Genomic DNA, 23,447 nt, shown 5'->3' with positions numbered 1-23,447 from the left:
CGGTAAAGCGTTCAAAATGGCCGGTTTTCCGGCCATTTTTCATTGGCCGTTCGCTATCAGCCTATCTTTTCTGATTGGACAACTCGCCGAGGAGCTTCGTCATCTCGTCGTCGAGAGAGGGCGATGCCTTCGCCACTGGCTTGCTCGGCGTTTGGCTGAAGCGTGGCTCGTCGAGGGAAACCTCCAGCTCCTTCATCAGCGCATCGTCGATCGACTCATGCCGTGCCGGGGACGATTCATGTCTTGTCGCGGACTCGTGCCTTGCCGGAGGCTCGTATCTTGCCGGGGAGTCCTGTCTTGCCGGCGGCGGTGCATGTCGCGAGACATTGGCGTTGACGGATCCATAACTTGGCAACGGTGTGACGTTCGATGCCGGTTTCGGCGCCGGTGCTGGCATTATTGCCGGGGTTGTCGCCGTCTGGCGGGCTCGGACGGGCGTTGCGGCTGCACTTGCCGGCTGCGGCGGCGCTTGCCTCACCGGCGCGGCTGTGGTCTGAGCCGACCTTGCTGCTGGCTGGTGGCTGTTGTCTCCGGTCAATGCCGGGCGGCGCAGCGCCGAGAGCCTGATGTCGCGCTCGACGACGACGTCGGTCGGGCCACCGATCAAGAGCAGGTGCTCGATATCGTCGCGGCGCACCAGCACCAGCCGCCGGTGACTGTCGACCGCTGTGGCGTCCATGACGGCCAGCCGCGTCTTGCGGTTCCTGCCGCCGGCGACGAATGTTCCGAATGTCAGGCTGCGGACCAGCTTGATGATGAGAAGAATGATGAGCAGAAGGACAAGTACTGCAAACGTCCACAGGATTGCTGCGGCATAACCAGGACCCGCCACGCCATCCAGCCATTGCAGCATTGGTTCCCCCAAAATCGGCTTTCGAAGAGAGGCGACACTAGACTGTTGCGGCAGGCCACCGCAAGTTGCCTTTCACGCTTCGTGAACAGCTTGAAACACCGGGAGCCGAACGGCGTCATTTTTAGCGGACATTTGCCGCCGGGCCTTTTCCCGACCCTGAGAATATGATTCAACCGACACCGGAATTCACGAGCAGGGGGCACATGGCCAAGGAAGCGCGCGGCGATTTCTATCCGGTACCTATCGTCGACCAGAACACGCGACCGGGCGCGGTCACCCGGCTCATCGTCTTCATCGTCGTCCTGACAGGGGCAGCGATCGTCTTCGGCCTTTTCCGCGAGCGACTTGGCGATCCATTCCTGCTCGGCATGCTTGGCGTGCTGGCGATGATCGGCGTCGGCTTTCTGTTCGCCACTGCGATCGGCTTCGTGCACATCACGCCGCGCTCGACAAGCGACGAACTGTCGAAAGCTTTCGTCGATTCGATGTCGCAAGGTCTCCTGGTCACCGACACCAAAGGCCGCATCATCTACGCCAACCGGACCTATGCCGACATGACGGGCGCCGAGTCGGCGGCCGCCCTCAAGACGGTCGAAGGTTTGCTTTCAGACGTTCCCGAGGCCTCGGTGACCATATACCGGCTGGCGTCGGGCCTGCGCGACGGCCAGCCGGGCGACGGCGAGTTTCGGCTGGCCCAGTCCATTCGGCCAGGCGCCGAACCGGGCGCGCGCTGGTACCGCGTTCGTGCCCGCGCGTTCAGCGTTCCCGGCCAGCGGCTGCCCATGCTTGCCTGGCAGCTTGCCGATATCTCGCAGGAACGGGCCGAGCAGGAGCGGTTCTTTCTCGACCTGCAAAAGGCCATCGATCACCTCGACCATGCGCCGGCCGGTTTCTTTTCCGCTGACCAGGAAGGCCGCGTCACCTATATCAACGCGACCCTTGCGGAGTGGCTGGGCATCGACCTGGCCAGCTTCACCCCCGGCGCCATCAAGCTGCCGGAGATCGTCGCCGGCGACGGCATGGCGCTGGTCCGTTCGGTCAAGGCCGACGCGGGTACCACGCGCAATGCCGTTATCGATCTCGATCTGACGACGATGACCGGCGAGGCGCTGCCGGTGCGCTTCATGCATCGTGTTTCGGCCAGCCGAGAGGGCCTCAACGGCCCGACTCGCACCATCGTGCTCAACCGGACGCAAGGCGAGGATGCTTCGGCCGACCTCCGCGCCTCGGAAATACGCTTCACGCGGTTCTTCAATTCGACGCCAATGGCGATAGCCGGCGTCGACCATGCCGGGCGCATCCTGCGCACCAATGCGCCGTTCCTGTCGCTGTTTTCCTCGGTCGTCGACCGCGACGCGGTCGATCGGCGTGTGCGGCTGGATACGGTGATCCACGAGCGCGACCGGCCGGCTTTCGCCGCGGCATTCGAAAAGGCACGCCAGCAACAGGCTGACATCGAACCGATCGATACGGTGCTGCCCGGCAATGAGGAGCGCCACATACGCTTCTACGTCAATGCAGTAGCAGACGGTACCGGCGGCGAGGGTGCCGAGGAATCGGCCATCGTCTATGCCGTCGAGACCACCGAGCAAAAGGCCCTCGAGGGCCAGATGGCGCAGAGCCAGAAGATGCAGGCGGTGGGCCAGCTCGCCGGCGGCATCGCGCACGACTTCAACAATGTGCTGACCGCCATCATCATGGCCTCGGACCTGCTTTTGACCAATCACCGGCCGTCCGATCCGTCGTTCCCGGACATCATGAACATCAAGCAGAATGCCAACCGGGCGGCCTCGTTGGTGCGGCAGTTGCTGGCCTTCTCGCGCAAGCAGACGTTGCGGCCGGAGGTGCTCAACCTGACCGACGTGCTCGCCGATCTAAGGATGCTGCTTGCCCGCCTGGTCGGTAACGACATCAAGCTCAAGATCGACCATGGCCGCGACCTGTGGCCGGTCAGGGTCGATATCGGGCAGTTCGAGCAAGTGGTGGTCAATCTGGCGGTCAATGCGCGCGATGCGATGCCGGCCGGCGGTGACCTCACCGTGCGCACCCGCAACGTCAGCGCCGGGGAATGCAAGACCTTTTCCTATCGCGAACTTACTCCGGCCGACTATGTGCTGGTCGAGGTCGAGGACAGCGGCAGCGGTATCGCGCCTGATGTGCTGAAAAAGATCTTCGAGCCCTTCTTCACGACAAAGGAGGTTGGCAAGGGAACTGGCCTTGGCCTGTCCATGGTCTATGGCATCATCAAGCAGACAGGCGGCTTCATCTTCTGCGATTCCGAAGTCGGCAAGGGATCCGTGTTCCGCATCTTCCTGCCGCGGCACATTGCGGAGGCGAGAAAGGCGGGCGAGGCCGGAGAAGTGCCGGCCGCACCTGCCAAGATCGCCGACTCAGCCAAGGATCTGTCGGGCTCGGCCACGGTGCTGCTGGTCGAAGACGAGGACGCCGTGCGCATGGGCGGCATGCGGGCGCTGAAATCGCGCGGCTATACCGTCCACGAGGCGTCCTCGGGCGTCGAGGCGCTTGAAGTCTACGAAGCGCTCGGCGGCAAGGTCGACATCGTCGTCTCCGATGTAGTGATGCCGGAAATGGACGGCCCGACGCTGCTTGGCGAATTGCGCAAACGGCAGCCCGACATCAAGTTCATCTTCGTGTCCGGCTATGCGGAAGACGCGTTCGCCAAGAACTTGCCGGCGGACGCGCATTTCGGCTTCTTGCCGAAGCCGTTTTCGCTCAAGCAATTGGCCACAATCGTAAAGGACATGCTGGAATCCTGACTCTTCCAATGCTCCGCTTGCGCAATGTCGTGAGACTGCCATGATTGCAGGCGAAACGGGCGACGGGTTTTGGAAAGCATGCCGTGACGCCACACAACGAGGCAAGCAAGGGCGAGTACGCAAGCACGGTGCTGCTGCCGGGCGATCCGCAGCGCGCTGAATGGATGGCACAGACTTTTCTGGAGGCGCCGCGCTGCGTCAACCGCCGCCGCGGCGCGCTTGGTTTTACCGGCCTGTTTCGCGGCAAGCCTGTCAGCATTCAGTCCACCGGCATCGGCGTCCCGTCATTCCTGGTCTACGTGCATGAGCTGCTGGATTTCTATGGTGCGAAAACACTGATCCGTACCGGCACATGCGGTGGGCTGACCGCCGAGCTGGTGCTGCGCAGCCTGGTGATCGCGCAATCGGTGCGCGCTGAAAGCTCAGAAAGCGGCCAGAGTTTCGGGCTCTACCGTGCCGATGCCGGCCCCGATCCGGCATTGTTGGCTCAGGCGTTGGCCCGGGCCGCCGAGCTCGGCATCGATCATCGGGCCGGGCTGACCATCTGCAGCGATATTTTCTATCATCCGCAGGGGCGCGAGCGCTTCGCCGAAGCACAGGCACAGGGCGCGCTCGCCGTGGACATGGAAACCAGCGCGCTCTACCGCATTGCGGCCGATTTCGACGCCCGGGCGCTGTCGATCCTGACCGTCGTCGACAATGTGGCAACCGGCGAGCAGACCGACTATTCCGAACGCCAGGGGCTTTTCACCGATATGACGCGGCTGGCGCTCGACGTGGCGGCGGAGAGCTAGGCGGCTTTCTGCTTCGGCGCGATTTGCTTTTCGACTTTGGGCGAGGGCCACACAAATTAGAGCTGCCTTCCGGCGCGGAACCTTGCCGGGTTCGGCAATTTTTTCAGCGCCTCGTGCAGGTCGAGGCAGTAAAGGCTCCGTCCGACTGCTTCATGATGACATCGAAGGACGGGGTGGTTTCGCCGTCCAGCGTCGCTTGCGTGAGCGAGATCGAGTTGCCGCCGCTGGTGTAGCCGCCTAGTGGACCCAGCCAGGTGATCACCCCGTCTGCGTCCATCTGGTAGTTATGGCTCGGCGGGGCGGCGCCGAAGCTCACCGGACCGCTATAGACGTTTCCCTTGATGGTGATGTCGCCGAGGCTGAGAAACATGCCAAGCAAATAGACCTCGCAATGATAGGTGCCGTCCGGCAGCTTGCCGTCGCTGAAGTTGGCGCGCGCCGCGGTCGTCGTCGCCAGCAGAAGCATGGTGGTGAAAATGCAAGAAGTTCTGAAGGCCATGGCGTCGCTCGTTTGAGAGGCGAACTTGCCCCAGTTCGCTGCGGCGCCGCAATCCTTCGCCGGCGCTCATGTGATGTTGCCTAAAAACAAGTCATCTGTTGGCATATGAGTAAAACTTAGGCTGACGCGGGTGGTCGTTTCTCATTCAAAACCTGGTGAGCGGTGTTCATCTTCTGCGGCTAATATATTAACCCGCTGATAGGGCTGGGAAATCTCAATTCCTCCGATCTTGCTCCGGTGATTGGCACAGCCGTTGCATGGTCTGTTCCGATGCAGTTAACCAGTTTGGGAGTTAAAAGTATGAGGGGCAGTTTCTCGACAATAACAAAAATGTTTTCGGCCGGCGTGGTCACCGCCGGCTTGCTGATGAGCGTTCCCGCCAGGGCGGCCGACGACACCATCAAGGTCGGCATCCTCCATTCGCTGTCGGGAACCATGGCGATCTCGGAGACGACGCTGAAGGACGCCATGCTGATGCTCATCGAAGAGCAGAATGCCAAGGGCGGCCTGCTCGGCAAGAAGCTCGAGGCGGTGGTCGTCGATCCGGCTTCGAACTGGCCGCTGTTCGCCGAAAAGGCGCGCGAGCTGATCTCGAAGGACAAGGTCGCGGCGGTGTTCGGCTGCTGGACCTCGGTGTCGCGCAAATCGGTGCTGCCGGTGTTCAGCGAGCTCGACAACATCCTGTTCTACCCGGTCCAGTATGAGGGTGAGGAAAGCGAGCGCAACGTGTTCTACACCGGTGCGGCGCCGAACCAGCAGGCCATTCCGGCCGTCGATTATCTGATGAGCGAGGATGGCGGTTCGGTGAAGCGCTGGGTGCTCGAAGGCACCGACTATGTCTATCCGCGCACCACCAACAAGATCCTCGAAGCCTATCTGAAGGCGAAGGGCGTTGCTGCCGAAGACATCATGGTCAACTACACGCCGTTCGGCTTCTCCGACTGGCAGACCGAAGTCTCGGCGATCAAGAAGTTCGGTTCGGCCGGCAAGAAGACCGCGGTCGTCTCGACCGTCAACGGCGACGCCAACGTGCCGTTCTACAAGGAACTCGGCAACCAGGGCATCAAGGCCGAGGACATTCCGGTCATGGCCTTCTCGGTCGGTGAGGAAGAGCTTGCCGGTCTCGACACCGCGCCTCTGGTCGGCCATCTCGCCGCCTGGAATTATTTCGAGAGCGTCGATACGCCCGAGAACGAGAAGTTCATCGCCGACTGGCACAAATTCATCAAGAACGACAAGCGCACCACCAACGACCCGATGGAAGCCCACTATATCGGCTTCAACATGTGGGTGAAGGCAGTCGAGAAGGCCGGTACCACCGATCCGGACAAGGTCATCGACGCCATGATCGGCATCTCGGTGCCGAACCTGACCGGCGGCTATTCGACCATGATGCCGAACCATCACATCACCAAGCCGGTGCTGATCGGCGAAATCCAGGCCGACGGCCAGTTCGAAACCGTCTCGCAGACGCCGGGCCTGGTGATGGGCGACGAATGGTCCGACTATCTGCCTGATTCCAAGGACCTGATCTCCGATTGGCGCGCGCCTCTGTCCTGCGGCAACTTCAATGTTGCCACCGGCAAATGCGGCGGCAAGGGAACCAACTGATCCTCCCGGTCTGTCCTCCCAGACCGCAAAGCCTCCGGGCGGGCTCGTCCTCCAGCCTGCCCGGAGGCGACATTCAACCTCCAAGAGCCACCAGAAACCGATGATCCTGATCCGCGCGATTGGCCTGATGCTGCTCCTCCTCCTTGGAATGCTGCTGCCGTCGAACGCCAGCGAAGCCGATCTGCGCGCGGTCGTCGCCAAACTCGCCACCGCCTCCAATTTTTCAGCGATCGAAGCCGTCGTGCGCGAGCTTGCGGCTTCCGGCGATCCGGCCGTAGAACGGCCGCTTGCCGCGCTTGCGGAGGGCAGCCTTTACGTCCGCAAGGCCGATTCACTGGTCTTTGTCGGTAAGGAGAGCGGCGACAGCATCGAGCTGCTCGATGCGCTCACCGGCGAAAAATCGGGCGAAGCTGCCAAGACCGACATCACCAAGATCAAGGTCAACAACACGCTGCGCCGCGTCATCCGCGACGCGCTGGGGACGCTGACGCTTGGCTCCAAGGATTCCGCCGTGCGCATTGCCGCCGCCGACACCATGTTCAAGACGCCGGACGCGGCAAACATCGAGCCGCTCGACACCGCGATCGCCAATGAGAGCGTGGCAAGCGTCAAGGCGCTGCTCGAACAGGCCCGCGCCGCATCGGTTCTCGTTTCCGACAGGCCGGAGGCCGACAAACTGGCGGCGATCGCACTCATCGGTGCGCGCGGCGACCGCGATGCGGTGTCGCTGCTCACGTCGGTAGAGGCCAATTCCGAAGGTGCGGTGAAGGACGCGGCGACGGCGGCGATCGCCAACATCAATTCGACGCTGGCGCTGTGGGATGCCGGCCAGAACATCTGGTACGGCATATCGCTCGGATCGGTGCTGCTGCTGGCGGCGATCGGCCTCGCCATCACCTTCGGCGTCATGGGCGTGATCAACATGGCGCATGGCGAGATGGTCATGCTTGGCGCCTACACGACGTTTGTCGTGCAGGAGGTGATCCGCAATTCCTTTCCCGGCCTGTTCGACTGGTCGCTGGTCATCGCCCTGCCGCTGGCCTTCCTGGTAGCGGCGCTCGTCGGCCTTGTCATCGAGCGCGGGCTGATCCGCTTCCTCTATGGCCGGCCGCTGGAGACCCTGCTGGCGACGTGGGGTGTCTCGCTGATCCTGCAGCAGGCCGTGCGCACCATTTTCGGGCCGACCAACCAGGAGGTCGGCAACCCGTCCTGGATGTCCGGTTCGTTCGATATCGGTCAGCTTGCCGTGACCTGGAACCGGCTCTGGATCCTGGCTTTTGCGCTCGGCGTGTTCGCGGTGCTGCTCTACGTGATGAAACGCACACCCTGGGGGCTGCAGATGCGTGCCGTCACCGCCAATCGCCGCATGGCCGCCTCGATGGGCATCAGGACGCCGTGGGTCGACGCCCTGACCTTTGCATTGGGGTCGGGCATTGCCGGCATCGCCGGTGTCGCGCTCAGCCAGATCGACAACGTCTCGCCCAACCTTGGCCGCGGCTACATAATCGATAGCTTCATGGTCGTCGTCTTCGGCGGTGTCGGCAACCTTTGGGGCACGCTGGTCGGCGCCTTCTCGCTCGGCATCGTCAACAAGTTCCTCGAACCTTATGCCGGAGCAGTCCTCGGCAAGATCGTCGTCCTGGTGCTGATCATCCTGTTCATCCAGAAACGCCCGCGCGGCCTGTTTGCGCTCAAGGGCAGGTCGGTGGAAGCATGATCACGGGACGCTTCTTCGCCGCCGGCGCCGACCGCCGCATCGCCATCACGATCTTCATCCTGCTGGCGGTCGCCATCATCGTGCCGCTGCTCAACCTTGCGGTCTCGCCGACAAGTTCCTTCTACGTGCCATCCTATATCGTCGCGCTCACCGGCAAATATCTCTGCTACGCGCTGCTCGCTTTGGCGCTCGACCTCGTCTGGGGCTATTGCGGCATCCTCTCGCTCGGCCATGGCGCCTTTTTCGCGCTCGGCGGTTATGCGATGGGCATGTATCTGATGCGCCAGATCGGCTCGCGAGGCGTCTATGGCAATCCGCTGCTGCCGGATTTCATGGTGTTCCTGAACTACAAGGAATTGCCGTGGTTCTGGTATGGTTTCGACCATTTCTGGTTTGCCGCGGTCATGGTCCTTGCGGTGCCCGGCCTGCTCGCGTTCATCTTTGGCTGGTTCGCCTTCCGCAGCCGCGTCACCGGCGTCTATCTGTCGATCATCACCCAGGCGATGACCTATGCGCTGCTGCTTGCCTTTTTCCGCAACGACATGGGTTTCGGCGGCAATAACGGCCTGACCGATTTCAAGGACATTTTTGGCTTCAACGTGCAGGCCGACATGACGCGCTCGGCGCTGTTCGCGGCCAGCGCCGTCATGCTCGCGTCTGCCGTCTTCGTCACCTGGGCAATCGTCGGCTCCAAATACGGCAAGCTTTTGATGGCAGTCCGCGACGCCGAGAGCCGCACTCGCTTTCTCGGCTGGCGCGCGGAGAACGTCAAACTGTTCGCCTTCACCGTGTCGGCTGTCATGGCCGGCATCGCCGGCGCGCTTTACGTGCCGCAGGTCGGCATCATCAACCCGGGTGAGTTCGAACCGTCCAATTCGATCGAGGTGGTGGTATGGGCGGCAGTCGGCGGGCGCGGCACCATCGTCGGGCCGATCGTCGGCGCGCTTCTGGTCAATGCCGGTAAATCCTGGTTCACCGGCGTGCTGCCGGAGTTTTGGCTGTTTGCGCTGGGCGGGCTGTTTGTCGCCGTCACGCTGTTCCTGCCCAAGGGCATCATCGGCATGTGGGATTCCTGGCGCGGCAATGCCAAGGCGATGCGGGCAGCCTCGGTCGCCGAGGAAGCCGGCATCGATCCCGACGCGCCGGTGCCGCCGAAAACCGATCGCTCGGCGGCAAGAAAGCCGGGCGACTGGTCGGCCTCCGGCGCCGAACCGCAGCCTGCGGAGTGAAGGCCTGATGTCGAAGAGCAATACCATCCTCTATCTCGACGGCGTTTCGGTTTCCTTCGATGGTTTTCGCGCCATCAACAATCTGTCGCTGGTGCTCGACAAGGGCGAGATGCGGGCGATCATCGGCCCCAACGGCGCTGGCAAGACGACGATGATGGACATCGTCACCGGCAAGACGCGGCCCGATGCGGGCGAAGTTTTCTTCGACGGCGAGGTCGATCTGACCAAACACGATGAGGCCGAGATCGCCATGATGGGCATCGGCCGTAAATTCCAGAAGCCGACCGTCTTCGAAAGCCATACGATCGAGGACAATCTGATGCTGGCGCTGAAAGGCCCGCGTTCGATTTTCCCGGCGCTGTTCCATCGCCGCTCGGCCGTCGAGGCGCGGCAGATCGACGACATTCTCGGCATCATCCGGCTTGGCGACAAGCGCGACGAGCTCGCCGCCAGTTTGAGCCATGGCCAAAAGCAATGGCTCGAGATCGGCATGCTGCTCGCGCAGGATCCGAAGCTGCTCCTCGTCGACGAACCTGTCGCCGGCATGACCGACGCCGAGACCGAGGAAACCGCGCGGTTGCTTAGGGATATCGCGCGCGACCATTCGGTCATCGTCGTCGAGCACGACATGCATTTCGTGCGCGAGCTCGGCGTCAAAGTTACCTGCCTGCACGAAGGCTCGGTGCTTTCCGAGGGCTCGCTCGACTTCGTTTCGGCCGACGAACGTGTCGTCGAAGTCTATCTGGGGAGATGAGCATGGTCTGGCGGGTTCCGTTCCATCATTTCGACCTTTCGTTCTTCAGGCGTTGGAGAAAGCGCTGATCATGCTCGAAGTCTCCAATGCCACGCTACATTACGGCGCCGCCCAGGCGCTGCGCGGCGTCTCGCTGAAAGCCGGCGCCGGCAAGATCACCTGCGTGCTCGGCCGCAATGGCGTCGGCAAGACCAGTTTGATGAGATCGATCGTCGGCCATCACCGGCTGACGAGCGGAAGCGTTGCCTTCGAGGGGAAGGCGCTCGACCGGAGCGCGGCGTATGATCGCGCCCGGTCGGGCATCGCATTCGTGCCGCAGGGCAGGGAGATCTTTCCGCTGCTTACGGTGCGGGAAAACCTCGAATCGGGCTTCGCGCCGCTGAAGCGCGCCGACCGCAACATTCCCGGTCACGTCTTCGAGCTGTTTCCGGTGCTGAAGCAGATGCTCGGTCGCAGGGGCGGTGACCTTTCCGGCGGCCAGCAGCAGCAGCTTGCCATCGGCAGGGCACTGGTGATGCGGCCGAAGCTGCTGGTGCTCGACGAACCGACCGAGGGCATCCAGCCGTCGATCATCAAGGACATCGGCCGCGCCATCCGCTATCTGCGCGACCAGGCCGGCATCGCCGTGCTTTTGGTCGAACAGTATCTCGATTTCTGCCGGGAATTGGCTGATGAGGTCAACATCATGGACCGCGGCCAGATCGTCCATACCGGCCCGGCCGAGGATCTCGACCGCGCGGATGTCCGCAAATTCCTGACTGTCTGAATTCTTATTGATTCTATTACTTTGCAACCCTGGCGCGCCGAAGATTGCATGCTAGGCTTTGCTTGGCCTTGGTGAGTCGGCCGCTTTCCGTATCAGTCTCAATTGGCAGATCAGAGGAAGGTGCGGGCCGCGCCATCACGCTTCATGCGAGCGGCTTCCTTCCTGCGATCTGACTGTTATTTCAACTTTTCGGGCATCAGGGAAGCTGATGGAACGTTACGTCGAGGACTACCAGAAACGACGGCTCACGGAGCGCGTCGACATCATGACCGCCATCAACATTTTGAAATCTCACGGATACGACCACGACGAGCTGATCGCGGAGATCACCAAGGTCTTCTACGTCGATCTCGATGCCTACAATGAGATCGTCATGGCGGCATGAGGACTAGCTGAGGCCGATTACCCTGTGCTGCCGAGCGGCTAGCCTGCCAGTCGGAGCGTGGCGGCCGCGACGCGGTTGCGACCGCCGCGCTTGGCGGCATAGAGCGCCTTGTCGGCGGCACTGAGCACCTTGTCGAAACTCATGCCGTCCTTGCTGCCGAAAGCGTATCCGGCGCTGACCGTACATGTCAGCGGACGGGTTTCGGTCGCAATGACGCGGGCAGCGAAGGCGGTACGTATACGCTCGGCGGTGAATTCCACTGTTTCGGGCAGGGTCCGCTTCAGAGCCAGCGCGAATTCCTCTCCGCCCAAGCGCGCGGCGACATCGGTCGGGCGAAGATTCTCGAGCAGTTCCTCGGCGAACACTTTCAGCACCTGATCGCCCGTGGCGTGGCCGAATTCGTCGTTGATGGCCTTGAAACCGTCGATGTCGAACACGACCACTGCCGTGAACGCCCCGATCGGGGCGCCGCCATTGAGATCGAACAGGGCACGCCGGTTGAGAAGGCCGGTCAGCGGATCGGTCAGTGCATCCAGACGGTGATGCCGGGCTAGACGGCCTTGGTTGAGCGCCAGCGAAAGGGCGCCGATGCCTGTCATGCCGGCAATGACGATGACGAGGCTCAGATCCTCGGCCCAGTTGCTCGGCGCATGTCCAAGAATCAGCTTCCCGTCCCACGCAAGAGCCATGGCACACAGCACGAAGGACATGGCCGTGGTCGAGTAGAGCGCGGCGAGGCCGATGATCGGGACGGGGGCTTCAGCGCGCCCGATCCAGTACTGATAGGCCGTTGCAAACAAAAGCAGGGCGGCAAGAAGATTTTCGAACATGAAGCCGAGACCGTCATAGCCGAACGCCATCGGCGGCAGCGCCAGGGCAAGCGAGATGCAACTGCCGCGAACCGTCAGCGGGATCGGCGACCGGCCGGTTCTGAACTGATAGGCGGCGCCCAGTATGGTCGAGAACCCAACCAGGAGCAGGGCAAACGTCGCGATGCCGAGGATGCGTCCGGGCGTCTCGATATAGTCCTCGTAGATGAAAACGTCGCCGACGATCAACAAAGCGCTAATCGCCCATGTCAGCAGGAACTTTTCGGTTCGCGCGGTCAGCCAGATGCCGAACAGCGTCAGGCTCAGGCAGGCGGCGGAAAAACCGACAGCCAGCAGAAGTGAGTGGTAGTCGAGCGACATGCCCTAACCCGCGGCTGCCCTAGCTCCGCGGATTCATGCAGCAAGGAGGTATCGATAAGGTTACGATGGTGATGAAGATGTCACAATTCGGGGTCGTCAGCCCGTGACCCGCTTCATCAGCGCCATGGCGCCGAATGGAGCGCGGACCTTGCCCTCGGTGATGAAGTAGACGAACACGTCGCGTGGCTTGACCGGCGCGTCCGTCGAAGGATCGGCGCGCGGCAGGTCGGCGGGAACCTTGCCTTCCGCCCAGACCTTTGCCCGGGCTGCCCATTCGTCGAGCCCGTTCGGCGTGTAGCAGTCGGGATTGTCGTCGCTGCCGGTCTGCAGCCGGGCATAGACGAAGTCGCCGGTAACGTCGGCGATCGCTGGATATTTGGCATGGTCGGCATAGACGACCGCGACCTTGTATTTGCGGGCCAGCGCGGCGAATTCCGGCACGACGAAGCTATCGTTGCGCACCTCGACCGCGTGGCGCAGCCCAACGCCGTCCTGCTTTTCCGGCAACAGCTTGAGGAAGGCTTCGAAATCGTCCGGGTCGAATTTTTTGGTCGGCGCGAACTGCCACAGGATCGGCCCGAGCTTGTCGCCAAGTGCTGCGACACCCGACCCGAGAAAGCGCATCACCGATTCGCCGGCCTCGCCGAGCACGCGACGGTTGGTGACGAAGCGGTTGCCCTTCAGCGAATAGACGAAACCGTCCGGCGCCTCGTTGGCCCATTTGACGAAGGTCGGTTCCTTGAAGCTCGAATAATAGGTGCCGTTGACCTCGATGGTCGGCACCTGCCGGCTGGCATAATGCAGCTGCTTGGCCTTCGACAATTTGTCCGGGTAGAAGGACGTGTCCCACGGCTCGAAGGTCCAGCCGCCCATGCCGGCGCGGATTGTTCCTGATTGAGTCATTGTCGTCCTCCCGGTTTGAAAAGATCAGGCGATGGCGGTCGTCTGGACGGCTTTGGCCATGTCGACGATCGTCCATCCTGGCCGGTATGGATTGGGCCGACGACCCGTTTCGCGAAAGCCATGGGCTTTGTACAGTGCGATGTTCCGTTCCATCCTGGCATTGGTATAGAGCCGCACCTCGGGCAAGCTCCACAGGCGGGTCTGTTCCTCGGCCCAGTTGAGCAGCGCGACGCCGAAACCCTTGCCTTGAAAGGCCGGCGCGACGGCGACGCTGAAGATCATCGTATGGTCTGGGTGCCGTTCGAGAACGACCAGGCCGGCCGGCTGTCCATCTTGCTCTGAAAGCCAGACCTCGCCGCGTTCGATGCGCAGCGCATAGTCTTCGGTGACAGGGATCGGTGGCGCCGAGCAAGGCGGTGTAGGGCGCGTAGGCGGCGCCGGTCAGCCGGACGACAGCATCAAAATCACCGGCAAACGCTCTTCTGATCTTCATTTGAAGGTTCTTCCAAACGCTAGCCAGTCCTCATTCACTCCGCCGCTTCGCGCTTACCCCCGGGCCTTCGTTCCAGCAACTCCCTCAGGAACTGCCCGGTATAGCTGCGTTTTTCGCGGGCGATGTCCTCCGGCGTGCCGGACGCCACCAGCTCGCCGCCGCCGTCGCCGCCCTCGGGGCCGAGATCGAGTACCCAGTCGGCGGTCTTGATCACCTCGAGATTGTGCTCGATGACGACGACCGTGTTGCCTTGGTCGACCAGCTCGTGCAGCACTTCGAGCAGCTTGGCGACGTCGTGGAAATGCAGGCCGGTGGTCGGCTCGTCGAGGATGTAGAGCGTCTTGCCGGTCGCCTTGCGCGACAGTTCCTTGGCGAGCTTGATGCGCTGTGCCTCGCCGCCCGACAAAGTCGTCGCCTGCTGGCCGATATGGATGTAGCCGAGGCCGACCTGGTTCAACGTCTCCAGCTTGTCGCGCACGCCGGGCACGGCGGCGAAGAAATCGACGCCTTCCTCGACCGTCATGTCGAGCACATCGGCGATCGACTTGCCCTTGAACAGGACGTCGAGCGTCTCGCGGTTGTAGCGCTTGCCGTGGCAGACGTCGCAGGTGACGTAGACGTCGGGCAGGAAGTGCATTTCGATCTTGATGACGCCGTCGCCCTGGCACGCCTCGCAGCGGCCGCCCTTGACGTTGAACGAGAAGCGCCCCGGCTGGTAGCCGCGCGCCTTGGCTTCCGGCAGGCCGGCGAACCAGTCGCGGATCGGCGTGAAGGCGCCGGTATAGGTGGCGGGATTGGAGCGCGGGGTGCGCCCGATCGGCGACTGGTCGATGTCGATGACCTTGTCGAGGAATTCCAGCCCCTCGATGCGGTCGTGCTCGGCCGGATGCTCGCGCGAGCCCATGATGCGGCGCGACGCCGCCTTGAACAAGGTCGCGATCAGGAAGGTCGACTTGCCGCCGCCGGACACGCCGGTGACCGCGGTAAAGGTGCCGAGCGGAAGTTCGGCGGTGACGTTCTTCAGATTGTTGCCGCGTGCGCCGACGATCTTCAGCCGCCGGTTCTTCTTGGCCTCACGCCGCACCGAAGGCGCCGCCACTTCGAGTTCGCCAGACAGGTATTTGCCGGTGATCGAGGCGGGGGTGGCCATGATCTGCTGCGGCGTCCCCTGGGCGATGATGTGGCCGCCATGGATGCCGGCAGCCGGGCCCATGTCGACGACATAGTCGGCATGCAGGATGGCGTCCTCGTCATGCTCGACGACGATCACCGTGTTGCCGATGTCGCGCAGATGCTTCAGCGTGTCGAGCAGGCGGGCATTGTCGCGCTGGTGCAGGCCGATCGACGGCTCGTCCAGCACGTAGAGGACGCCGGTCAGGCCGGAGCCGATCTGCGAGGCGAGGCGAATGCGCTGGCTTTCGCCGCCCGACAGCGTGCCGGAGTTGCGCGACAGCGTCAGATAGTCAAGCCCGACATCGTTGAGGAAGCGCAGCCGCTCGCGGATCTCCTTGAGCACGCGCACCGCAATCTCGTTCTGCTTGTCGTTGAGGGAAGCAGGCAGATCGGTGAACCACTGGTCGGCCTTGCGGATCGACAGCTCGGTGACCTCGCCGATGTGCTTGCCGGCGATCTTGACCGCGAGCGCCTCCGGCTTCAGCCGATAGCCGCGGCAGGCCGGGCAAGGCGTGGCCGACATGAAACGCTCGATCTCCTCGCGCATCCAGGCTGATTCGGTTTCCTTCCAGCGGCGCTCGAGATTGGGAATGACGCCCTCGAAGGTCTTGGTCGTCTTGTAAGAGCGCAGGCCGTCATCATAGTGGAAGGTGATTTCGCGCTCGCCGGTGCCGTGCAGGATGGCTTGCTTTGCCTCCTCGCTCAAATCCTTGAACTTGTCGCCAAGCTTGAAGCCATAGGCAACGCCCAGCGCTTCCAGCGTCTGCGCATAATAGGGCGAGGTCGACTTCGCCCACGGGCTGACGGCGCCGGCACGCAGCGAGACATTCTCGTCGGGCACGACCAGGCTGGCGTCGATGGCGCGCTGGCTGCCGAGACCGTCACAGGTCGGGCAGGCGCCGAACGGATTGTTGAACGAGAACAGCCTGGGCTCGATCTCGGGAATGGTGAAGCCGGATACCGGGCAGGCGAACTTTTCCGAGAACAGCATGCGCTCATGCGTCTCGTTCTTCGACTTGTTGACCGAATCCTCGCCGGTTTGGCTGGCGTCGAGCGGCTTGTCGGCGAACTCGGCCACCGCCAGTCCGTCGGCCAGCTTCAGCGCGGTCTCGATGGAGTCGGCGAGCCGCGTCGCCAGATCGCCGCGCACGACGATGCGGTCGACGACGACGTCGATGTCGTGCTTGTACTTTTTGTCCAGCGCCGGGACGTCGGCGATCTCATAGAAGACGCCGTCGACCTTGACGCGCTGAAAGCCCTTCTTCTGCAACTCGAGCAGTTCCTTGCGGTACTCGCCTTTGCGGCCGCGCACCATCGGCGCCAGAATGAACAGCCGGGTGCCTTCCTCGACCGCAAGCACCCGGTCGACCATCTGCGAAACCGTCTGGCTCTCGATCGGCAGGCCGGTGGCCGGCGAATAGGGGATGCCGACGCGGGCGAACAAAAGCCGCATATAATCGTAGATCTCGGTGACAGTGCCGACCGTCGAACGCGGGTTCTTCGAGGTGGTCTTCTGCTCGATGGAGATGGCCGGCGACAGGCCGTCGATCTGGTCGACGTCCGGCTTCTGCATCATTTCGAGGAATTGCCGTGCATAGGCCGAAAGGCTCTCGACATAGCGGCGCTGGCCTTCGGCATAGATGGTGTCGAAGGCAAGCGACGACTTGCCGGACCCCGACAGCCCGGTCATGACGATCAGGCTGTCACGCGGCAGGTCGAGATCGACATTCTTCAGATTGTGTTCGCGTGCCCCGCGAATGGAAAGATATTTATGGTCGGCCATCGCCGGTCGCCGCCTCAGAATCTGGAATTCGTGGGATGGGCGGGTTTTCCCGACCACCCCCCTATGTAGGTAATTTCGCCGCCTTTTCGAGAGACGCCACAACTCTCGACCAAAGCGTTTAACCGTCTTTCGCGCGAACGGGCAAGCGGAAAGAACAAAGGCCGAACACGCTCCTGACAAAAGCTGCCCGTGCAGCCGGCTTCACAAAGCGTCTCGCGATCACATTTTTCGGTAAATCGGCTATTCAAGGTTGACGTCCCTGCGCCATGGGGGCAGACTCCAAACGTCAACGAAGCCGGCCGTCTTTCGATGGCCTCGCGGCCTGGGGCCAGCCTGCGAGACGCTGCAGGGTATGCGATGAGCGCTTCGATGACGACAGTCACAACGAACAGAAGGAGAGCAGAGGCATGACTCCACCGGATAGTTCCTTGAGGCTCCACGTGTCGCTGGAGCCGCGGCAGGTATAAGTGGCCAGGGTCAGGCGTTTTCGCCGCCCGTTAAACGTTGATCTGCCGATCCCCACAAAAATCAGAGACTGCTAGTCGGATCGTCGGCTGAACGCCGCGAAGCATCCGAAATAAAAAGCCGGCAGTACACTCCCGGCAATTTGGATTTCAGATCCAAGAAGCCCCGTCAGTTGCAAAAGCAATGGCGGGGCTGTTCGTTTGAGGCGCAACGATTGTGGTGCATACCAGGCGAACTTACCGGCTGGAGGGCCTGATCCCGCCGGTAGCGACATCGATAGTTATGCTACCGGAAATCCGAACATCGGTATCGCCGATCTTGGACGTGCCGTTGCCGCTGCTGGGAACCGCGTCGTCGGGCTCGGGCTGCGGGGCTGGCTCGGCGATGCGATAGTCGCTGGTCACACCGGGCAGGGCGCCCTTTTGCGAAGACGTCGAACTATCTTGGGCAAATGCCGTGCCGACCAGCATGTTCGTGCCGGCAATGGCGACGGCGGCAAAGCGCAATATGCTGGATGAACGGCAGGCGATCATCGCCGGACTATAATGCCGCGATAGCGGCAGGACCAGACCGGCGGCGCTGAATTGCGGGCGCTCAATCGCCGCAGTTCCGTCCGCCGGCTCCGCTCGTTCACGCGGCCTGTTTGCGAGTGTCGAAAACATGGTCGACAAGGCCCCAATCCTTGGCCTCCTGGGCGGTCATGAAAAAGTCGCGGTCGAGCGTGCGTTCCACTTCTTCGTAGGTGCGGCCGCAATGGTGGGCGTAAAGATCGGTCATGCGCCGCTTGGTGCGAAGGATGCCCTCGGCATGGCGCTGGATGTCGGAGGCTTGGCCCTGGAAGCCGCCGAGAGGCTGATGCAGCACGATGCTGGTGTTGGGCAGCGCGATACGCCGCCCCGGCGTGCCCGCCATCAAAAGGAACGAGGCCATCGAGGCGGCAAAGCCCATACAAACGGTGGAGACCGGGCAGCTGATGTACTGCATCGTATCGTAGATGGCGAAACCGCTGGTCACCACGCCGCCCGGCGAGTTGATGTAGAGCGAGACCTCCTTGTCGGGATTGTCGGATTCCAGCGACAGAAGCTGGGCGCAGACCAGCGCCGAGGTGCCGTCATCGATCGGCCCGTTGATGAAGACGATGCGCTCGCGCAGCAGCCGCGAAAATATGTCGAAGGCGCGTTCGCCGCGGCTCGACTGCTCGATCACCATTGGGACCAGGTTGGCAAGGCCGCTCATCGTTTCTCTCCGTTGACTATTGTCGTTCAGGCCGCGCGCCGGAAGAGGCGCGGGGTGTTTGCGGCGATCTGCTTGTGGCTGGGATTGCTTGCTTCAAACGAAAGCCTGCAGCCGGCGCCTGCCATCGCGATCTCTGGCATCGCTGCCCGGGCAAAACCATCATGGACGATGCGCAGATGCGTGCCCCCGGAAACGGTGCGGTCGAGCGTAAAGGTGACGATGCTGTCGATTGGGCTGTCCGTTGGACTGTCGAGCGGGGCCTGCGCATCGCCGGGCGCCGGCCGTTCCCGCCAGGAATACCGCAGCAGGCGTCCGGGATCCGCGTCGAGGATTTCGCACTCGATCGGCGCCTCCGGCGTTTTAAAGGCAAAGCGGCTACCGATTTCGGGCTTTATGTCGTTCGGCATCATCCAGGCCGCGAGCAGGTCCGGCACTGTCAACGCCCGCCACACCTTTTCCGGCGGGTCGGGCAACTCGCACTCGAACTCGATCTTGTCTGCCGCCATTTCCGCGTGTTCTTTGCCTCGGCTGGTCATTGGTCCATATCCTTCAAAACCGTCTTGAGCCTTTCAATGCGCTCTGGCCAGAATGCACGGTAGCGTTCGATCCAGCCGAGCAGCGGCGCAAGCCCCTTCGGATCGGCGCGGTAATAGGCGTTGCGGCCAGCCCGTCGCTCGACCACAAGGCCGGCGCCGCGCAGCACGGCCAGATGCTGCGATACCGCCGGCTGCGATACCGGCATGCCAGTGCGCAGTTCCGACACCGTCATCTCGCCGTCGGCGAGCCGCTCATAGACGGCGCGACGCGTTGGATCGGCCAGCGCCCGAAAAATCTCTGCTTCGATCATGCCGAAAGCATAAGTCGATACTTATCGGTTTGGCAAGCGAAGTTTTTTAAGACAAGCGGTGTTTTAAGACAGGCGAGGTTTTACAAACTCTCTGGGAGCCAGCGTCTCACCATGTCGGGGGATCCGTTGAACGTCGCCTCGAAAACTGGTGACGCGAGCACGGCATGGATATGAAGCATTTCGGAGCCGACGTTTCTGAAGCCATGTTGCCTGCGCGCGGCAACAACAAGCGACTGTCCAGCAGTCAAGACGAGATGCTCTTGGTCGATCCACATCTCGGCCTTGCCAGCGATGACGGTAAGCACTTCCTCGACCCGGTGCCAATGGGTCGGGGCGCCAACCGCCGGTTCGACCCATTGTTCAAATATGCAAAGTTGAGTTGCGCCGTTGCGGGCCGAGACATGCATGCGGGTCTTTACTCCCGCTCGCCATTCTTCTTGCGGCTGGTCGTCGTGCGCAATCATCTTCATTGCGTTCGCCTCGATCTCATGGTTCGTGGAAATTCGACGCCAAGACACTACTTGTTACTGACAACTATTGACAGTGCAGGGCCTTTAGCCTAGAACGAAAAGAGAACAAAAACCTTGTGGGAAAAGGCAGCCACGGCAGGCGGGGATCGTCCGCAGCCTGTAAGGTGCAGCGACAAAAGTTTGGTTTCGGATAAGCGCGGAGAAGTGTCATGGCGGGTAGCGTCAACAAGGTCATTCTGGTGGGCAACCTCGGGGCGGACCCTGAAATCCGCCGCCTGAATTCGGGTGACCTGGTCGTCAACATCCGCATCGCCACCTCGGAAAGCTGGCGCGACAAGACGTCAGGAGAGCGCAAGGAAAAGACCGAGTGGCACAATGTCGTGATCTTCAACGACCAGATCGCCAAGGTGGCCGAGCAGTATCTGAAGAAGGGCATGAAGGTCTATGTCGAGGGCCAGCTGCAGACGCGCAAGTGGCAGGACCAGACCGGCAATGACCGCTATACGACCGAGGTCGTGCTGCAGAAATTCCGCGGCGAGCTGCAGATGCTCGATGCGCGGGGCGAGGGCGGCGGCCAGGTCGGCAACTATGCCGGTGGTGGTGCGAGCCGCGGTTCCGATTTCGGCCAGTCCGGCCCCGGCGAAAGTTTCAATCGCGGCGGACCCAACAAGGGCGGCGGTGGTTCGTCGCGCGAGCTGGACGACGAAATCCCGTTCTGATTTCTCGGGGCGGACTACCCTTACGGCGAAAAACGCCAGCTACTTGGCCACGAATTGGCGTCCTGAAAATCTGTCTTGGATTTTCGGGACGCTGTGCGTTTGAGCGGTGAAAGGACGTATCAAGTGAAAGCACGGGTCAAATGGGTCGAGGAGCGCACTTTCGTCGGCGAGTCCGCCAGTGGGCACAAGCTGGTCCTAGGTACTGCGTTGGGACCGGAAGGCAAGACGCCGGGGCCGAGCCCAATGGAACTGGTGCTGATCGGCACCGGCGGCTGTTCGGCCTATGACGTGGTCCATATCCTCGAAAAGGGGCGCGAGGCGGTCGAAGATTGCGTGGTCGAACTCGATGCTGATCGCGCAGAAGCCGATCCCAGGGTGTTCACCCGCATCCACATGCATTTCGTCGTCAAGGGCCGGGCGCTGTCGCACGACAAGGTGAAGCGGGCTATCGAGCTTTCGATCCAAAAATACTGCTCGGCCTCGGCAATGATGGCCAAGACCGCCGTGATCACCCACGACTTCGAAGTCATTGAGACGGCAAAGTAAGACAGTTTCCTACGTCGCCATCAGCGCCTTGATGCCATCGGCGACGAACTGTACGGCGAGCGCCGCCAGGATGACGCCCAGCAGCCTTGTCAGGATCGAACGGCCAGTTTGGCCAAGGATACGGTCGATGCGCTCTGACAGCACGAATACCAGATAGGTGATGACAAGGCAGATCGCGATGATGCCGACAAGGGCTGCCTGTGCGCCAAAACCCTGAAACGAGCTTGAGAGCAGAACGGTCGCCGAAATCGCGCCGGGACCGGCAATAAGCGGGATCGCCAGCGGAAAGGCGGCGATGTTGTGGATCATGTCCCTGGTGATGGCGACGTCGCCGATCTTCTCCTTGCGGTCCTGCCGGCGCTCGAACACCATTTCGAAGGCGATGAAGAACAGCAGGAAGCCGCCGGCGACGCGGAAGGCCGGCAGGGTGATGCCGAACACCGACAGGATCGACGCACCGGCGACGGCAAACAGCGCCATCACCAGGAAAGCAATGATCGAGGCGCGCACGGAGACCTGGTTGCGCTCCTCGCGGTTCATGCCGCGGGTCACGGCGAGGAAAAGCGGCGCCAGGCCAGGCGGGTCGATGGTCACGAGAATGGTGACGAAGGCGTTGAACAGGCTGTTGAAGCTCGGCATCTCTGACCCTCCCCGCCGGGCCGTGCCCGAATACTGGCATTGGTAGAGCAAAGCAGGGTTAGTGGAAACCGTTTGAGCTGCGGGAATTCGGCAACCTTGATGGGGTAGGATGAGCCTAGCCGGCCGCTCCGCAATAGGCCTCGATGCGATAGCCGTCCAGGTCGATAACAAAGGCGGCGTAGTAATTTTCGCCATAGCCGGCGCGCAGGCCAGGCGTGCCATTGTCGCTGCCTCCTGCACGCAAGGCGCCCGCATGGAAGGCATCGACGTTGCTCCGCGTCGGCGCCGCAAAGCAGAAATGCAGGCCGGACTCGCCGTCTGCTGAAACCGGGCGCTGAGCCTCGTTCACCCACACAGCGCAACACCTTGCGCGCCATAGCCGAGCGAGCCCGGCGACTGGCTGAGACAGGTATAGCCGAGCGGCTTCAGCGCGGCATCGTAGAAACGCTTCGAGGCGTCGGTATCGCGGACACCTATTGAAACATGGTCAAGCATGGTTTTCTCCTTTTTTACAATGTATTGGGCTGTCAAGTGTCGGCTGTTCTGTGGGCCAGAAACTCGACCTCGAGACGCCAGGTGGCGCCGTCGTCCTGCGAGCGCTCGCCCAGCCAGCGGAAGGAATTTCCGGTGATTTGGGAAAAGCTCCAGCGCACTGAAGCGCCGGTACCGTCTGCGCCCAATTGGACGATCGTATCGCCCTCGGCGCGGCCGAGCTGGCGGCTGTAATACTGGCTGCGCGGATCGCTCCAGAAGATGTGCCAGGCATCGACGCCGGGGTCGTAGACGCGCAACGTCGTGCCGTAGAAGGTCCATTTACCGAGCGAAGGCGAGGCACCTGCGTCACGGGCGGGCAGGATCCACACGTCCTGGATCGCCCGGCCCTCCAGGACCCAGCCGAAATGCACCTCGCCGCGCCCGGTCAGCACCGAACCGTCCTCGAGATGGCGTGTGGCATCGAATGTCCAGGCGCCGACGAAACGGCCGTAAAGGTCCAGTTTTTCGGCAAGGGCCGGTGCGGGCCAATCGCTGTGCAAGGCTTTGGCAAAAGAATTGGACATGGCTTCGCTCTCATCGTGTCAGGAGACCGGCAGGCATAGTGACTGACAGTGTTCTGCGCTTGGGAAAAATTGCTATCTTTCGGTGATGACGACGAGCGCGCATAGGCTGGCGTCGGGCCGAGGCTGGCAGGTGTCGGATGTCATCTGCACCGCCAGTGCCGCCGACAGGCCATTCGAGGAGGAGCATCGGGATTTCTGCGTCGCCGCCGTCACCAGCGGCACCTTCCGTTATCGCGCGCGCCAGGGCACGGCGATGCTGGCGCCGGGGGCGCTCCTGCTCGGCAATCCCGGCACATGCTACGAGTGCGGCCACGAGCATGGCGCCGGCGACCGCTGCCTCTCCTTCCATTTCGGACCGGCCTATATGGAGCGGATCGTCGCCGACGTGCCGGGCGCGAAGCAGCTTGATTTCAGGATGCCGCGCCTGCCGCCATTGCCGGCGCTGGTGCCGCTGCTCGCCGAAGCAGAGGCGGCGCGCGAGATGGCCGACACCGGCGCCTTCGAGGAATTCGCCCTGCGCATTGCCGGTGCGGCGGTGAC

At 62.2% G+C, this 23,447-nt stretch carries 23 protein-coding genes and 2 pseudogenes; 11 read left to right on the top strand and 14 right to left on the bottom strand.

The genetic code is table 11. The annotated features are described in order from the left end of the window. Positions 1-61: 61 nt before the first annotated feature. A complete protein-coding gene (locus NKJ08_RS24015; protein ID WP_352783620.1) occupies positions 62-853 on the bottom strand; it encodes a hypothetical protein in 792 nt (263 codons plus the stop codon). A gap of 203 nt (positions 854-1,056) precedes the next feature. Between NKJ08_RS24015 and cckA the strand changes: the two genes are divergently transcribed. Then, the gene (gene cckA, locus NKJ08_RS24010) at positions 1,057-3,630 is read left to right on the top strand and encodes a cell cycle histidine kinase CckA (RefSeq protein WP_352523450.1); all 2,574 of its coding nucleotides are present in this window, start codon (positions 1,057-1,059) and stop codon (positions 3,628-3,630) included. Positions 3,631-3,713: 83 nt separating this feature from the next. Then, positions 3,714-4,424, top strand: coding sequence for a purine-nucleoside phosphorylase (locus NKJ08_RS24005; protein WP_352523452.1), 711 nt, complete (start codon positions 3,714-3,716; stop codon positions 4,422-4,424). A 103-nt stretch (positions 4,425-4,527) separates the two neighbouring features. Here the strand turns inward: NKJ08_RS24005 and NKJ08_RS24000 are convergent, their stop codons facing one another. Next, positions 4,528-4,923 carry a hypothetical protein gene (locus tag NKJ08_RS24000; RefSeq protein WP_352523453.1) on the bottom strand — a complete coding sequence of 132 codons (396 nt, stop codon included), beginning with the start codon at positions 4,921-4,923 and terminating at the stop codon, positions 4,528-4,530. A gap of 300 nt (positions 4,924-5,223) precedes the next feature. Between NKJ08_RS24000 and urtA the strand changes: the two genes are divergently transcribed. From urtA to NKJ08_RS23970, 6 genes are all read left to right on the top strand, one after another. Continuing rightward, positions 5,224-6,534: an urea ABC transporter substrate-binding protein gene (gene urtA / locus NKJ08_RS23995; protein ID WP_352523455.1), complete on the top strand. Its 1,311-nt coding sequence runs from the start codon at positions 5,224-5,226 to the stop codon at positions 6,532-6,534. A gap of 100 nt (positions 6,535-6,634) precedes the next feature. After that, positions 6,635-8,251 (top strand): urea ABC transporter permease subunit UrtB, encoded by a 1,617-nt coding sequence (gene urtB, locus NKJ08_RS23990; protein WP_352523457.1) that lies wholly within the window; start codon positions 6,635-6,637, stop codon positions 8,249-8,251. Further along, on the top strand, positions 8,248-9,480 hold the full coding sequence (gene urtC, locus NKJ08_RS23985; protein ID WP_352523459.1) for an urea ABC transporter permease subunit UrtC: 1,233 nt from the start codon (positions 8,248-8,250) through the stop codon (positions 9,478-9,480). The genes urtB and urtC overlap by 4 nt, the downstream gene beginning before the upstream one ends. A 7-nt stretch (positions 9,481-9,487) precedes the next feature. Continuing rightward, positions 9,488-10,234 carry an urea ABC transporter ATP-binding protein UrtD gene (gene urtD / locus NKJ08_RS23980; RefSeq protein ID WP_352523461.1) on the top strand — a complete coding sequence of 249 codons (747 nt, stop codon included), beginning with the start codon at positions 9,488-9,490 and terminating at the stop codon, positions 10,232-10,234. A gap of 70 nt (positions 10,235-10,304) precedes the next feature. Then, entirely contained in the window at positions 10,305-11,000 is a 696-nt protein-coding gene (gene urtE, locus NKJ08_RS23975; RefSeq protein WP_006202038.1) for an urea ABC transporter ATP-binding subunit UrtE, read from the top strand. Positions 11,001-11,208: 208 nt separating this feature from the next. After that, entirely contained in the window at positions 11,209-11,385 is a 177-nt protein-coding gene (locus tag NKJ08_RS23970) for a hypothetical protein (RefSeq protein WP_352523462.1), read from the top strand. 38 nt (positions 11,386-11,423) lie between these two features. On the opposite strand, the gene NKJ08_RS23965 is transcribed toward NKJ08_RS23970, so the two are convergent. The 9 genes and pseudogenes from NKJ08_RS23965 to NKJ08_RS23925 form a co-directional block, all read right to left on the bottom strand. After that, positions 11,424-12,575 (bottom strand): GGDEF domain-containing protein, encoded by a 1,152-nt coding sequence (locus tag NKJ08_RS23965; RefSeq protein WP_352523463.1) that lies wholly within the window; start codon positions 12,573-12,575, stop codon positions 11,424-11,426. A 96-nt stretch (positions 12,576-12,671) separates the two neighbouring features. Continuing rightward, entirely contained in the window at positions 12,672-13,478 is an 807-nt protein-coding gene (locus tag NKJ08_RS23960; RefSeq protein WP_352523465.1) for a DUF72 domain-containing protein, read from the bottom strand. A 24-nt stretch (positions 13,479-13,502) separates the two neighbouring features. Further along, positions 13,503-13,971 (bottom strand): annotated as a pseudogene (locus tag NKJ08_RS23955) (GNAT family N-acetyltransferase). 34 nt (positions 13,972-14,005) lie between these two features. Beyond that, positions 14,006-16,927, bottom strand: coding sequence for an excinuclease ABC subunit UvrA (gene uvrA / locus NKJ08_RS23950; protein WP_352783612.1), 2,922 nt, complete (start codon positions 16,925-16,927; stop codon positions 14,006-14,008). Between the two features lie 701 nt (positions 16,928-17,628). After that, on the bottom strand, positions 17,629-17,925 hold the full coding sequence (locus NKJ08_RS23945; protein WP_502904174.1) for a hypothetical protein: 297 nt from the start codon (positions 17,923-17,925) through the stop codon (positions 17,629-17,631). Positions 17,926-18,022: 97 nt separating this feature from the next. After that, positions 18,023-18,628: an ATP-dependent Clp protease proteolytic subunit gene (locus NKJ08_RS23940; RefSeq protein WP_254817374.1), complete on the bottom strand. Its 606-nt coding sequence runs from the start codon at positions 18,626-18,628 to the stop codon at positions 18,023-18,025. Positions 18,629-18,654: 26 nt separating this feature from the next. Further along, positions 18,655-19,164, bottom strand: coding sequence for an SRPBCC family protein (locus tag NKJ08_RS23935; RefSeq protein WP_352523470.1), 510 nt, complete (start codon positions 19,162-19,164; stop codon positions 18,655-18,657). Next, positions 19,161-19,475 (bottom strand): ArsR/SmtB family transcription factor, encoded by a 315-nt coding sequence (locus tag NKJ08_RS23930; protein ID WP_292653450.1) that lies wholly within the window; start codon positions 19,473-19,475, stop codon positions 19,161-19,163. The genes NKJ08_RS23935 and NKJ08_RS23930 overlap by 4 nt, the downstream gene beginning before the upstream one ends. A gap of 80 nt (positions 19,476-19,555) precedes the next feature. Then, positions 19,556-19,945: a cupin domain-containing protein gene (locus tag NKJ08_RS23925; protein ID WP_352523472.1), complete on the bottom strand. Its 390-nt coding sequence runs from the start codon at positions 19,943-19,945 to the stop codon at positions 19,556-19,558. Positions 19,946-20,154: 209 nt separating this feature from the next. Here NKJ08_RS23925 and ssb point away from each other — a divergent pair, with 209 nt between their 5' ends. Together ssb and NKJ08_RS23915 are read left to right on the top strand one after the other, a co-directional pair. Then, positions 20,155-20,664, top strand: a complete 510-nt coding sequence (gene ssb / locus NKJ08_RS23920; RefSeq protein WP_352523473.1) for a single-stranded DNA-binding protein — start codon at positions 20,155-20,157, stop codon at positions 20,662-20,664. Positions 20,665-20,787: 123 nt separating this feature from the next. Next, the gene (locus NKJ08_RS23915) at positions 20,788-21,210 is read left to right on the top strand and encodes an OsmC family protein (RefSeq protein ID WP_352523475.1); all 423 of its coding nucleotides are present in this window, start codon (positions 20,788-20,790) and stop codon (positions 21,208-21,210) included. A 9-nt stretch (positions 21,211-21,219) separates the two neighbouring features. Here the strand turns inward: NKJ08_RS23915 and NKJ08_RS23910 are convergent, their stop codons facing one another. The 3 genes and pseudogenes from NKJ08_RS23910 to NKJ08_RS23900 all read right to left on the bottom strand — a co-directional run bounded on the left by NKJ08_RS23910 (position 21,220) and on the right by NKJ08_RS23900 (position 22,907). Beyond that, positions 21,220-21,849 carry a MarC family protein gene (locus tag NKJ08_RS23910; protein WP_352783608.1) on the bottom strand — a complete coding sequence of 210 codons (630 nt, stop codon included), beginning with the start codon at positions 21,847-21,849 and terminating at the stop codon, positions 21,220-21,222. A 115-nt stretch (positions 21,850-21,964) separates the two neighbouring features. Beyond that, positions 21,965-22,344, bottom strand: a pseudogene (locus tag NKJ08_RS23905) (VOC family protein). A gap of 32 nt (positions 22,345-22,376) precedes the next feature. Further along, positions 22,377-22,907, bottom strand: a complete 531-nt coding sequence (locus tag NKJ08_RS23900; protein WP_352523476.1) for a hypothetical protein — start codon at positions 22,905-22,907, stop codon at positions 22,377-22,379. A gap of 85 nt (positions 22,908-22,992) precedes the next feature. Here NKJ08_RS23900 and NKJ08_RS23895 point away from each other — a divergent pair. Further along, a partial coding sequence (locus NKJ08_RS23895) for an AraC family ligand binding domain-containing protein (RefSeq protein WP_352783604.1) occupies positions 22,993-23,447 on the top strand: 455 nt, incomplete at its 3' end.

It is taken from the genome of Mesorhizobium sp. M0244 (genome assembly GCF_040321795.1).
Classification (GTDB): domain Bacteria; phylum Pseudomonadota; class Alphaproteobacteria; order Rhizobiales; family Rhizobiaceae; genus Mesorhizobium.
The sequence above is the reverse complement of the archived record's forward strand: the minus strand, read 5'-3'. Positions and strand labels throughout refer to the sequence as shown.

Bases quoted from the DNA above. Each gene is read 5' to 3' on its own strand.
- NKJ08_RS24015 (WP_352783620.1), bottom strand. From the start codon at position 853: ATGCTGCAATGGCTGGATGGCGTGGCGGGTCCTGGTTATGCCGCAGCA.
- cckA (WP_352523450.1), top strand. From the start codon at position 1,057: ATGGCCAAGGAAGCGCGCGGCGATTTCTATCCGGTACCTATCGTCGAC.
- NKJ08_RS24000 (WP_352523453.1), bottom strand. From the start codon at position 4,923: ATGGCCTTCAGAACTTCTTGCATTTTCACCACCATGCTTCTGCTGGCG.
- urtA (WP_352523455.1), top strand. From the start codon at position 5,224: ATGAGGGGCAGTTTCTCGACAATAACAAAAATGTTTTCGGCCGGCGTG.
- urtB (WP_352523457.1), top strand. From the start codon at position 6,635: ATGATCCTGATCCGCGCGATTGGCCTGATGCTGCTCCTCCTCCTTGGA.
- urtC (WP_352523459.1), top strand. From the start codon at position 8,248: ATGATCACGGGACGCTTCTTCGCCGCCGGCGCCGACCGCCGCATCGCC.
- urtD (WP_352523461.1), top strand. From the start codon at position 9,488: ATGTCGAAGAGCAATACCATCCTCTATCTCGACGGCGTTTCGGTTTCC.
- urtE (WP_006202038.1), top strand. From the start codon at position 10,305: ATGCTCGAAGTCTCCAATGCCACGCTACATTACGGCGCCGCCCAGGCG.
- NKJ08_RS23970 (WP_352523462.1), top strand. From the start codon at position 11,209: ATGGAACGTTACGTCGAGGACTACCAGAAACGACGGCTCACGGAGCGC.
- NKJ08_RS23965 (WP_352523463.1), bottom strand. From the start codon at position 12,575: ATGTCGCTCGACTACCACTCACTTCTGCTGGCTGTCGGTTTTTCCGCC.
- NKJ08_RS23960 (WP_352523465.1), bottom strand. From the start codon at position 13,478: ATGACTCAATCAGGAACAATCCGCGCCGGCATGGGCGGCTGGACCTTC.
- uvrA (WP_352783612.1), bottom strand. From the start codon at position 16,927: ATGGCCGACCATAAATATCTTTCCATTCGCGGGGCACGCGAACACAAT.
- NKJ08_RS23945 (WP_502904174.1), bottom strand. From the start codon at position 17,925: ATGATCGCCTGCCGTTCATCCAGCATATTGCGCTTTGCCGCCGTCGCC.
- NKJ08_RS23940 (WP_254817374.1), bottom strand. From the start codon at position 18,628: ATGAGCGGCCTTGCCAACCTGGTCCCAATGGTGATCGAGCAGTCGAGC.
- NKJ08_RS23935 (WP_352523470.1), bottom strand. From the start codon at position 19,164: ATGACCAGCCGAGGCAAAGAACACGCGGAAATGGCGGCAGACAAGATC.
- NKJ08_RS23930 (WP_292653450.1), bottom strand. From the start codon at position 19,475: ATGATCGAAGCAGAGATTTTTCGGGCGCTGGCCGATCCAACGCGTCGC.
- NKJ08_RS23925 (WP_352523472.1), bottom strand. From the start codon at position 19,945: ATGAAGATGATTGCGCACGACGACCAGCCGCAAGAAGAATGGCGAGCG.
- ssb (WP_352523473.1), top strand. From the start codon at position 20,155: ATGGCGGGTAGCGTCAACAAGGTCATTCTGGTGGGCAACCTCGGGGCG.
- NKJ08_RS23910 (WP_352783608.1), bottom strand. From the start codon at position 21,849: ATGCCGAGCTTCAACAGCCTGTTCAACGCCTTCGTCACCATTCTCGTG.
- NKJ08_RS23900 (WP_352523476.1), bottom strand. From the start codon at position 22,907: ATGTCCAATTCTTTTGCCAAAGCCTTGCACAGCGATTGGCCCGCACCG.